Genomic DNA, 12,316 nt, shown 5'->3' with positions numbered 1-12,316 from the left:
TTTTTAACATTTTGGCTATACAGAATAAAGACTTGTCGTACGTAAAATCTCACTCAATAGAAAGCTTATCTCGATTGAAGACACGCCCTAGTATAAACCGCGGCCATCCTCAGGTTTTAAACGTAAAAAATACAGCCCCGAGAGAATGGTCAAAATGCCCAATATCCAATAAGTGGTTTGGAACGCTACTAACGTATCCATCTGTAGACGCTCACGTAATAGATTCAACACAGCAGCACCGAACGCAATACCAAAGCTAATCGCCAACTGCTGATTGACCGCCATTAAGCTATTACCGCTACTAGTCTGTGTGCCCTGTAAATCGCCAATAGTAATCGTATTCATCGCACTGAACTGCATGGAGTTACAGGCACCCATGATGGTCAGGATGGGTATAAACCATAGCCACTGCGAGGCATCATTAAACTGCGCTAGCACAATGATAAGCGAACCCATAAACAAGGTATTATAGACCAGTACTTTACGGTAGCTAAACCGCTGAATAATCTTGCTAACCCAAGGTTTGATACCTATAGCACCCACCGCAATCGGGGCAAGCAACCAACCTGCCTGCGAAGGTGAGTACTCAAACACCACTTGGAGTAACAAGGGCAGCAGAAATGGCACGGCACTGATACCAAGCCGCGTAAACAAATTGCCTGTAATACCAATTCGAAAGGTGCGAATATCAAACAAGCTGAGTGGAAACAGGGGAGCTGCTCGCCGTTTGGCATGCCAGACATACGCGCCTATCAATAGACTTGCGCCCAACCCAAGCAACAACCCATAAACTCCGCGACCTGTCTGTGAACCAAACTCGACAGCCAGTGTAAACCCGCAAGCAGCGGCAGCAAACAATACAAACCCTGTCCAATCAAGACGCTTAGTATCTTCATATAGCGCTGGCACCAGTTTTTTGCCCATAATAAAACCTGCCACGCCCATCGGTATATTGATCAAAAATATCCAATGCCAGCTGGCATATTGCACGATATAGCCGCCCAATACTGGACCGACTAATGGTGCAACCAATGCAGGTATCACAGCAAAATTCATCACAGTGAGCAGCTTATTGCGCGGATAAGACTTAACCAATATCAAGCGAGCGACAGGCGTCATCATGGCCCCGCCGATACCCTGTACCACACGTGAAGCAACCAAAAAATCTAACGTTTGCGATGCCGCGCATAGTAATGAGCCAACACAAAAAATGATGATCGCGGATAAAAATACGCGGCGTGTGCCATATTTATCCGCTAAAAAACCACTGATAGGGATAAAAATCGCTAGGGTCAATGCATAGCTGATGACTGCCCACTGCATTTTTAGTGGTGACTCACCCAGTGCTTGCGCCATTTGTGGCAACGAGGTGTTCAAAATAGTAGCGTCTAAAATTTGCATAAATAGCGCTACCGCTAGTACGTAAGGCAGATATTTATCTTGAGTCGGGGTGAGCGTTACCATGTGAGTCCCATTGAACGTCTCGTTATGAAGTAAGAAAATAGCGTATTTGCGAGCAGATCACTATGCAAGCTGAGTAGTATAAGAAAGCCTGGCTTATAATAAAAGTGACTCAAAGTAACTGATATAAGATAACTTATATAAAAGCAACGATGCAAAGGGTAGCTAACAGACAGCTAAAGAGGCGAAATAAGACAAAAAATTCGATGCGTGCTAATAGCTCGTCTCTATTTACTTTGGCAGTAGAAACACAACATTGATTACAAGAGAGGACTTTAATATCGTTATGAGTTCTCGTTATAGTAAACCTTCGCGGCAGTCATAAATACAAACCGAGGATAAATTATGAGTCAAGATAATAATAAATACGTACCACCAAAAGTTTGGACGCAAGATAAAGACAACGGCGGCAAGTTTGCTAGTATTAATAGTCCAACGTCTGGAGCTCGCTATGATAAAGAGCTGCCCGTTGGTGATGCCCCGTTACAGCTGTACTCGTTAAATACACCAAATGGTGTCAAGGTAAACATACTATTAGAAGAGCTGGCAGAGCTTGGTATTGACGGGGCAGCATATGATGCCTACAAAATCGATATTTCTAAAGGCGAGCAGTTTGGCTCAGGGTTTGTAGAGATAAACCCCAATTCAAAGATTCCAGCCTTGGTCGATCATTCTACTGATACAGCGGGGGAGCCGATAGCACTCTTTGAGTCAGGCGCTATCCTAATGTATCTAGCAGAAAAGTTTGATAAATTTCTGCCACTGGCTACTGGCAAAGCGCGAGCAGATTGTCTGTCTTGGATTATGTGGCAAATGGGTAGCGCGCCTTTCTTAGGTGGCGGCTTTGGGCACTTTTATGCGTATGCGCCTGAACCTTTAGAGTATCCAATCAACCGCTATACGATGGAAACCAAGCGTCAGCTCGATGTATTAAACACGCATTTAAAAGATCATGAGTACCTATGCGGCAATAATGAATCTGATTACAACATTGCGGATATGATTGTCTGGTCTTGGTATGGCCAGTTGGCACTAGGTAAGCTCTATGATGCAGCAGAATTTTTACAAGTAGAAGACTACAAACACTTGCAGCGTTGGGCTAAGAAAATCGCCGAACGTCCTGCGGTCAAACGTGCAGTAGCGCTAGAGCTAAAACCAATCGACTAAACTAAGTACTCAGTACAGCTTAGATCTAACAGTACAGTTTAAGCATAAATAAACCTTAAACAGAGCAGCAAGGCTGATAAGCAAATAGCTTATCAGCCTTTTTACTTATATTCATAAAAATGAATATAATGTATGCTAGGTCTTCCTTTTGTATTTACACAATGATACATTAGTACAACAGATAGAAACACTAGTGCGTTAAGATAGCCGAGCACCATTACAATAGACAGGTGTTTATACTTCTTCTACTGAAAGGTGATGATTATGAAAGACAATAATTATATAAACAATATGTCGCTATCAAAAGGCGTTGATTTAACTGGTGTTAGTAGGTCAGGGATTACCTATGACGATAATAAGTATGATGACAATAGCTATAAAGATAGTGCCCAGTTTAATAAAAATCCCAAAAACATCATTGTAGAGTATTACTCAGAAAACATACCTAAAAAAATAAAAGAACAACCCACCTATATGATAAAAAATAAAATATTACTGCCTGTACTTGCAGCGCTTAGCACAGCTTTATTTAGTACCACCAGTATGGCCAGTACATCGACTGAGTTTACCAGTCAAGACTGGCAAGTCGCTTGTGATAATACGCGTACATGCCGGCTGGCAGGGTATCAAGCAGAGAATAACAGCGAGTTCCCGGTTTCTATATTGCTCGTACGCCGCGCAGGTGCGAATGCTGGCGTGGATGGTAAAGTAAAGCTTGGCGGGGCAAAGGACAGCTCGTCTAAAGCCCTAATGCAGCTCGGTAATCGTCATCGCATCTCGTTGTTTATTAACGACAAGGATTATGGTGAAACGAAGCCATATTCAGCCGCTGCAGGTAACGCTGAGCTTACTCAAGCGCAGGTAACTGCATTGTTAGAGGCGTTGACCAAATCTAGCAAGATTACGTTGGCCTTGCGCAATTCACGTTGGCAGCTCTCTGACAAAGGTGCCAGTGCTGCTATGCTAAAAGCCGATGAGTTCCAAGGTCGCGTTGGTACATCCAGTGCTTTTATCAAAAATGACGATGCTGTGAAATCTAGTGGCGGTATACTACCTCCTAAAGCCGCACCGGTACTGCAGTTCATCGTTCCAAGCGCCAAAGCGGACGATGGTAATGACAAAAAGTTTGTAATGAGGTCCTCTCAGTTGGCAGCGTTGGTAAAAGGCACAATGAAAGATGCGGACAGAGTTTGTCCCAATCTTTCAGACAAATCACCTTGGCGTATCAGTCGTCTAAATGGCTCGCAACTGTTGGCACAGCATGAATGCTGGACAGGCGCTTATAACGCTGGAGCAGGGGTTTGGGTGATTAATGACAGTAAACCTTATAAGCCAACGTTGGTAACGACCAATGCTACTGGCTACGATAAAGGCAAGCTTACCTCTGTACAAAAAGGTCGCGGCATCGGTGATTGCATAAGCAAAACCGATTGGTTATGGACAGGCCGTGCCTTTGAAAAAAGTCATGAAAGCACCACAGGACTTTGCCGCTTAATCGAGGCGGGCGGGGCATGGCAGCTACCTACCTATGTCACAGAAGTTAAAGTAGTACGATAGATAAATCGCTAATAGTTCATTTACTTTAGTTATTAAATTTGCTGTAGTTATTAAATAAAACAACTAAACTTGTTTATTATCAACACTGTTAGTGCTTATTTACTCAGTAATTGAAGAAATAGGTACATATATTTTTTTATTGTGCTATACTGCGTCGCCACGTTAGCTTAGGCTTTCGTGAATTATGAGATTGATAACATCGCCTGCGATTTTGGGTCTAGGATGACCATAAGTAATTGTTGCCGATGATTTTGTGTACTTAAATAACCTTTAAAAATATCAGTTATTTTTGACTCATATCTTATCTACTGGCCTATAACTAGGGTCTAGATTGGTTGCTGTTTGCCTTTATCTGCTTTGGACAAAGCATTGATAATGAGCGTATATCAAGCAAGGATAAGACACTCGGCACTACCACCAAAATACGTCAGACAGCACGAACGCATTTATTATAAAGACGCTAAGCTCTATTGGCTTGGTTTCTAATTATCGACAATTTTATATTGCTCGGTAATGCTAATAAGAGCAGCGTGGTGAACGGTTATCAGTGGTATGCATCAAGTTTGCTGAATTTACAGCAACTTATACTTACCAAGGATTCTTATGACTGACATCTTATCTGCAATCGCCGCTGAAAACGGCATCATCGAAAGCACTGACACTCCAAATACTGATAACAATACTCAAGCGGCTGCTACTGACGCCACTGAAGAAAACAAAATCACTTTTACTGATCTTGGCATTGCTAAGCCAATTCTTACTGCCCTTGATCGCAGTGGCTATACCAATCCAACCCCTATTCAAGAACAAGCCATTCCTTTTGCTCTAGCTGGTCGTGACCTTTTATTGTCAGCGCAAACGGGTAGTGGTAAAACAGCGGCTTTCGTTATCCCTGTACTTGACCGTTTGAGCCGTGCTACTAGCTTTGACAAACTAACCAAAGCACTTATCCTAACGCCAACGCGTGAACTTGCTCAGCAAGTACATGACAGCGTTCGCACTTATTCTAAAGATATGCGCGGTCTATTTTGTGTACCACTAGTTGGCGGCGCACCATACAACGGTCAGATCACTGCTTTGAAAAAGGGCGTTCAAGTAATCGTTGCAACTCCTGGTCGTCTACTTGACCATATCAATGCAGGTCGCGTTGATTTGTCAAACCTAGAAGTATTGGTACTTGACGAAGCTGACCGTATGCTAGACATGGGTTTTGCTGATGACATCAGTGACATCCTTCGTGCAGCGCCAATCGATCGTCAAACGATCATGTGTTCAGCAACTTGGGATGGCCCAGTAGGTAAAATCGCTGCCAGTTTCACTAAGAACCCTGAGCGCGTATCAATCAAAGTAGAATCTGCACACATCGAAGAAAAAGTGTACTACTGTGATGATTTTGATCACAAAAACCGTTTACTTGACAAAATCGTTTGCCAACAAGATATGGAACAAATCATTATCTTTGCTGCTACCAAACGTAGCACTGAAAAACTGGCTAAACAGTTACAAGAAGCAGGCCATAAAGCAAGCTTCCTACATGGTGACTTGCCACAGAGCAAGCGTAACCGTATCGTTCAAGACTTGCGTAATGGTAAAGTAAAAATCCTAGTAGCGACTGACGTTGCTGCTCGTGGTCTAGATATCCCAGCTATCTCGCACGTTATCAACTATGACTTGCCGCGTCAGACTGAAGATTACGTCCATCGTATCGGTCGTTGTGGTCGTGCTGGTCGTACTGGTGTTGCTATCAGCCTATGTAGCATGGATGATCGTCCACAGCTTAACGCTATCAACCGTTATCTAGATCGCAAAATGGAAGTATGTATCATCGAAGGTATGGAGCCTAAGAAAACTTACGTACCTAGCGAAAACAAAGGTAATGGTCGTGGCCGTGGCCGTGGTCGTTCTAACGGCGGTGGCGGTCAAGGCCGTGGTCGTTCAGGCGGTGGCTATGCTGGTAAATCTAGCGGTGGTGGTCAAGGTCGTGGTCGTTCAAGCGACAGCGCTCCAACTGGTCAACGCGCTAGCAATGACAGCGGTTATCAAGGTAAGCCACGTGACACGTCAGGCAAACCAAATGAGCGTTCAGGTGGCAAGCCGTATCAAGGCAAGCGCACTGGTGGCCCAAGCCGCGGTGATAGCAATGGCGTTCCACGTGGTGAGCGTGCTGCAACTGGTCGCGGTCGTCCAAGCGGCAGCCAAGGTCGTCCAGCTGGTCGTTCTGACAGCCGTGGCCAAGGTCGTCCAAACGGCGGCAACCGTGGTAACAACTCGTAATACAGCTATATTTGACGATTAAAATCATTGATTCATTAATCGTCTAAAGATAGCATTGAAAAAGCCAGATACTTGTTATCTGGCTTTTTTGTGTTTACCTGTTTTATATTGCGCCATGATTACTTTATGCCCTTACTTGCCTAACCGTTACCTTGCTATTTATTCCGTCAAATACTACTCGGCAAATCCTAGCTAATAGTCGATGGCTGCTTGCAGGAGTTTTTTGCCTTGTCTATACTGATTTACTTTTGCCCGTTGTAACTCTTGGAGCGCCTTGATGCCTGCCACCTCAAACTTAGCAATTGATAATTTGCCATTAGCCTTTGGCATCATCATGGCCATTATTGGTCTGGTTTTTTATACCCAAGGCTTACCGGGTAAATTTTGGCGTCGATTTTATGCCATATTGCCTGGTATTGTGCTTTGCTGCTTTATACCAGCTACTCTAAACAGTTTGGGCGTGTTTGCTGATGGTGTTGGTTCGCAGATTTATGGTTTTACTGCCACTTACTTACTGCCAGCAAGTTTGCTGTTGATGACCTTGTCCATGGATGTGCCTAAAATACTGGGCTTAGGCTGGAAAGCAATCGCGATGTTTTTTGCTGCCAGTATTGCTATCGTCATCAGTGGCCCGATCAGTTTGGGAGTCGCTAAGTGGATATCGCCTGCGATGTTTACCGATGATACGTTATGGCGTGGGTTCTCGGCCGTAGCGGGCAGTTGGATCGGCGGCGCAGCCAACCAAGCGGCAATGAAGGAGCTGTTTGGGGTCAGTGATGATTTGTTTGGTATGATGATTTTGGTTGATACTACCAATGCCTCATTGTGGCTGCTGGCTATTTTGGTGATGGCGAAACATAGCGATAAGATAGACCGTTTTTTACGCGCGGATACCAGTAGCATTGATAAAATAGTCAAAGCAGTTGAAAGCTATGAGCGTGATCATGCCCGCCCAGCAACCATTAATGATTTGATGGTGATGTTTGGTTTATGCTTTGCGATGGTCGGAGTGGCACACTTTATCGGTGGCCAGATTGCAAAGTTCTTTGCACCTTATAGCTGGGCCGTTCAGTATAGCTTTGCCAGCTCGTTCTTTTGGATGGTGGTAATTATTACGGTAATAGGTGTTATATTTTCGTTCACTAAGATACGTAGGTTAGATCATGTTGGCGCATCAAAAATCGGCACGGTATTTATCTTTGTATTAATCGCCGCAATCGGTATGCAAATCAATCTGGCTGGAATCGTCTCACAGTGGCGACTATTGCTTATCGGTTTACTATGGATGAGCATCCATGTCGTTATCATATTTGCCGTTGCTAGAATCATTCGAGCACCGTTCTTCTTTTTGGCAGTTGGCTCTAATGCCAATACGGGCGGTGCTTCTTCTGCACCGATTGTCGCCACAGCTTTTCATCCATCGCTAGCGCCTGTTGGCGTGTTCTTGGGTATTTTAGGTTACGCAGTAGGGACATTTGGTGGTTATATCAGCACCCAATTGATGCGCTTGGTTGTGTCTTAATGTCTAAATTTTCAGTTCTTGCTAAACAAAACCCGCCTTGATGCGGGTTTTTTATTATTAATGATTGGGTGACTTGAGTTATCGTTTTGTCTATCTATGCTATTGATATGTAAGCCTAGCCATGGCCACACATGAGTACGTGTTAACCTTTCTGCTAATTAAATAAAGACAACTAATCAAGTAAAGAAAACTAAGCACGTTAGGAATAAACAACGATTCGATAGGAACAATAACGCTATGGCAAATTCAGAAAAATTAGAAGAAAAAACAAGCACAGTGAGAAATACCCTTTATAACCCTGACCAAGATAATATTCAGGTCAGAGGTGCGCGCGTACACAATTTGAAGAACGTTGATGTTGACTTACCTCGTAATGCCTTGGTGGTCTTTACTGGTATCTCAGGCTCAGGCAAGTCGTCATTAGCATTCGGTACACTATTTGCCGAGTCACAACGCCGTTATCTTGATTCTGTATCGCCTTATGCCAGACGACTCATTGATCAGGTCGATGAGCCAGACGTTGATTCTATAGAAGGGTTACCACCAGCAGTCGCTTTACAGCAGAAGCGGGGTACGCCTTCAGTGCGCTCGTCTGTGGGTAGTGTTACGACGATATCCAATGGCCTGCGTATGCTGTACTCACGCGCAGGAGAGTATCCCGCTGATCAAGAGATTCTATACGCTGATGCATTCTCTCCCAACACCCCAGATGGCGCTTGTCCGACTTGCTCAGGTATCGGCCGTGTCTTTGAGGTCACTGAAGAGCTGCTGGTGCCAGACAATACCAAAACCATCCGTGAGCGGGCAATTGCAGCTTGGCCACCAGCGTGGCAAGGTCAAAACCTCAGCCGTATATTGACTACATTGGGCTATGATATCGATAAACCATGGCACACACTGCCGAAAAAGACGCGTGATTGGATTTTGTTTACAGATGATACGCCAACAGTACCTGTCTATCCTGAATACAATATTGAGCAAACGCGCGATGCGATCGAAAAAGGCGAAAAGCCAAACTATATGGGTACTTTTACCAGTGCCAAAAACTTCATTTTGCACTCTTTTGCTACCACTCAAAGCCCGCGTACTAAAAAGCGTGTCTCGCAGTTTATGCAGATATCTGAGTGTCCTGAATGTCACGGCAAAAAACTAAAGAAAGAATCGCTATCGGTTAAGTTTGCAGGACTCGATATCGGAGAGCTATCACAGCTAACACTGACTGAAATGGCGGAAAAACTGGAAAAAACAGCGCGGACTAAGGTAACTGATGACACGCCAAACCACGAGAAAGCCATCGTTGCCCAGCGTATCGCCAGTGATATTCTCTCTCGTGTTGAAGCGCTAACAAGGTTAGGGTTAGGCTATCTCTCACTTGAGCGTACCACACCGACACTCTCTCCTGGTGAACTACAACGATTACGTTTGGCCACTCAAATTCGCTCGCAGTTGTTTGGCGTAGTCTATGTCCTTGATGAGCCATCGGCTGGTCTACATCCTGCTGATACTCAAGCATTGCTAGGGGCATTGGATGAGCTAATCGCAGCTGGGAATTCAGTGTTTGTTGTTGAGCATGACGTTAGTGTCATCAGACATGCTGATTGGGTAGTCGATGTCGGGCCAAAGGCAGGCACGCATGGTGGCGAGATTGTCTATAGTGGCCCTATAGATGGACTTCGTGAGATTGAACAGTCGCATACTGGTCAATATCTCTTTGCCGATGCGACATCTAACGCACAGTCAAAATCTAATACAAGGCAGCCAGCAGCCTGGCTTAAGCTTGCCAATATTGAGCGAAATAACATAACAGGATTAGACGTTGAGTTTCCGCTTGGGGTAATGACCAGTGTCACAGGGGTCTCGGGCTCAGGCAAATCAAGTCTCGTCAGTCAAGCTTTGGTAGAGCTGATCAGTGAAGCGTTGGGGCAAAAAACAGTCACAGAATCGCCTGTCGGTGAGGCGGACTTACTTGAGCAGGAGCTTGAGTCAGTAACTGGCGGTGAAATCGTCGCTGGCATGGAGCATGTCCGACGTCTCATTAATATTAATCAAAAAGCAATTGGACGTACACCGCGCTCTAACTTGGCAACCTATACTGGCTTGTTTGATGATGTGCGTAAGCTGTTTGCGGCGACCAAGCAAGCAAAAATACATGGCTATGATACTGGCAGGTTTTCATTTAACACAAAAAAAGGTCGCTGCCCAAACTGTGAAGGCTTAGGGTTTGTCAGTGTTGAATTATTATTCTTACCAAGCGTCTATGCGCCTTGTCAGGTTTGTCATGGTCAACGCTATGACGAGGATACGCTAGCAATCACTTATCGAGATAAAAATATCGCTGAAGTATTAAACTTAACAGTTGAAGAGGCTCACGAATTTTTTGTTGATGAAGCGCCTATCTTGCGTGCATTAGAGGCATTGCTACAAGTTGGACTTGGCTACTTACGTCTGGGCCAGCCTGCTACCGAATTATCGGGCGGCGAAGCACAGCGCATTAAACTTGCCACTGAGCTGCAACGCACGCAGCGAGGCGACACGTTATACATATTAGATGAGCCAACCACCGGCCTACATCCTGCTGACGTGTCTATGCTCATGAAGCAGTTAAATGGTCTCGTCGATGCGGGTAATACCGTCATCATGGTTGAACATGACATGCAAGTGGCAAGCAATAGTGATTGGATTATTGATATTGGGCCAGGAGCAGGGGATGCGGGCGGAATGATTGTTGCTCAAGGTACGCCATATGACGTTGCCCAATCGAAAGACAGCCGTACTGCACCGTTTTTATTGATGTAATAGAAATATATTTATATTAGTACGCGTCATTAAAATAAGTATGAGTATTAGAAATGGGGTTTTCTAATACTCATTTTTTATAAATATAAAGAAATATCTATGCAGATGTCTCTTGCTGCACTTGCAAACGCTCAATCCTAGTCAGGTAACGGTGTCCTAGCTCTGGCTCTGCCGAGGCTATCCAAGCGGCATATCCTGACAGCGTATTTAAAGTCTCATCAGCGCGTAATGTACCGCCTGACTCTAGGTTATGAACAGCTGCTCGTAACATGCGCTTAATCTGACGAGATACCCTTGGCACGCCGCTACCATTGACCACCATGCCTGTCACTTGTTGCTGATTGCCTTTACGAATCACGCGCGTTTTATCATTATTTAACGCAAAACCTTCTTCGCGTAATATCTTATGGACTGAGCCGAGCAGTTGTCCGATTAGCTTATTGTGCTGTGCATCGGCTTGTTTTTTTGCGGTGCTGGTCGTGGCTTTAATCGTTGTTTTAGCCTTCGATTTGGGTTTGGTGTCTTTAATAGTGGGAACACTAAAGGTCAAATCATCGGCGTAACGGCTATAACGTAGCCCCAACTTTTCTGCCAACCCTGTCAAGCGTCGATCCAGATTTAAGCAAACGATGTTCGTTAATGCAGGACCGGTGGGTGCGCCTTGTGGCAAGGCTCTATCACCCAATGCCACATAATAGGTGATGCCATCTTGCTGTACCACTTGCCTAGGCGACTCCGTACAGAGTAATGCCAGTAATGTCGAAATTTGCTCTGGGTAGCCGGCATGACGGAATACGCCTTTGACACGGCGCCAGCTCACGCTAGGGAAGAAATCTTTGACATCAAGCTTAATAAGGAGCTCGCTATTGCTATGTACTGCTGCGTTGGTCACGATAGATTTGCCGCGTACAAAGCCATGGGCGGCACCATGCGTCGTTAAGTTATTCAAAATATTGTGCAAAATCCAGCGTTGTACAAACTTCAAACGTGGTATCGGCGACCATATTTGACGTGCTGTGCCATTGCGTTTGGCGATAGTGAAATGCGAATAAGACAGATTGGTGGCGACCTCTCTTTGATAGCACAATCCTTTTAACTGCGGGATGGTAAGGTTAACCGCTTCTGCTAGCTCATTATGTTTACGCAGCAGTGGCAGTTTGTTTTCAATCAGCCGATTGGTCGCGTCTTTGATATCCCATTTATCGGTACTGGTATCGTCCGTCCAATATACATGGCGGCCAAGATAAACCATGTGATGCGCTTTGTATGCTTGCCAAGCAGCTTTTTTGAGACTTCTTTCTTCAGCTGCTTCCTTTTTTAAGGCTTTTTTATAGCGATCCCGTTCTTTTGGGCTCATATTGTCGACAGGTTGACGATCGACCATAAAGCCTTGACTGACCAGCTGCTGCTGAACATATTGGTAACGTCCGCCCGCCAGCTCAATATCTTGCCATAGTTGCTGCCACTGACGCTCAAAAGGAGTGGGTACTGGCTCAGGGCTGATGTAATCGTTATTGTTGGCTGTGTGTGTGGTCATAC

The 12,316-nt window shown here is 44.9% G+C and carries 7 protein-coding genes; 5 read left to right on the top strand and 2 right to left on the bottom strand.

What is annotated here, in order from left to right:
* Positions 1-87: 87 nt before the first annotated feature.
* Complete coding sequence (locus I3249_RS05930) at positions 88-1,464, bottom strand: DHA2 family efflux MFS transporter permease subunit (RefSeq protein WP_201548237.1); 1,377 nt, start codon at positions 1,462-1,464, stop codon at positions 88-90.
* 342 nt (positions 1,465-1,806) lie between these two features.
* Between I3249_RS05930 and yghU the strand changes: the two genes are divergently transcribed.
* From yghU to uvrA, 5 genes are all read left to right on the top strand, one after another.
* A complete protein-coding gene (yghU, locus tag I3249_RS05925; RefSeq protein WP_179799168.1) occupies positions 1,807-2,628 on the top strand; it encodes a glutathione-dependent disulfide-bond oxidoreductase in 822 nt (273 codons plus the stop codon).
* A gap of 264 nt (positions 2,629-2,892) precedes the next feature.
* The gene (locus tag I3249_RS05920) at positions 2,893-4,185 is read left to right on the top strand and encodes a DUF1176 domain-containing protein (protein WP_238069089.1); all 1,293 of its coding nucleotides are present in this window, start codon (positions 2,893-2,895) and stop codon (positions 4,183-4,185) included.
* Positions 4,186-4,788: 603 nt separating this feature from the next.
* Entirely contained in the window at positions 4,789-6,459 is a 1,671-nt protein-coding gene (locus I3249_RS05915) for a DEAD/DEAH box helicase (protein WP_201607158.1), read from the top strand.
* Positions 6,460-6,736: 277 nt separating this feature from the next.
* On the top strand, positions 6,737-7,981 hold the full coding sequence (locus tag I3249_RS05910) for a DUF819 family protein (RefSeq protein WP_238069087.1): 1,245 nt from the start codon (positions 6,737-6,739) through the stop codon (positions 7,979-7,981).
* 237 nt (positions 7,982-8,218) lie between these two features.
* Positions 8,219-10,777, top strand: a complete 2,559-nt coding sequence (gene uvrA / locus I3249_RS05905) for an excinuclease ABC subunit UvrA (protein WP_238069085.1) — start codon at positions 8,219-8,221, stop codon at positions 10,775-10,777.
* 97 nt (positions 10,778-10,874) lie between these two features.
* Here uvrA and I3249_RS05900 read toward each other — a convergent pair whose 3' ends face one another.
* Complete coding sequence (locus I3249_RS05900) at positions 10,875-12,314, bottom strand: reverse transcriptase family protein (RefSeq protein ID WP_238069083.1); 1,440 nt, start codon at positions 12,312-12,314, stop codon at positions 10,875-10,877.
* Positions 12,315-12,316: the final 2 nt, after the last annotated feature.

This window comes from Psychrobacter sp. Ps1 (genome assembly GCF_022129425.1).
Classification (GTDB): Bacteria; Pseudomonadota; Gammaproteobacteria; order Pseudomonadales; family Moraxellaceae; genus Psychrobacter.
This window is presented reverse-complemented; position numbering and strand designations above follow the sequence as displayed.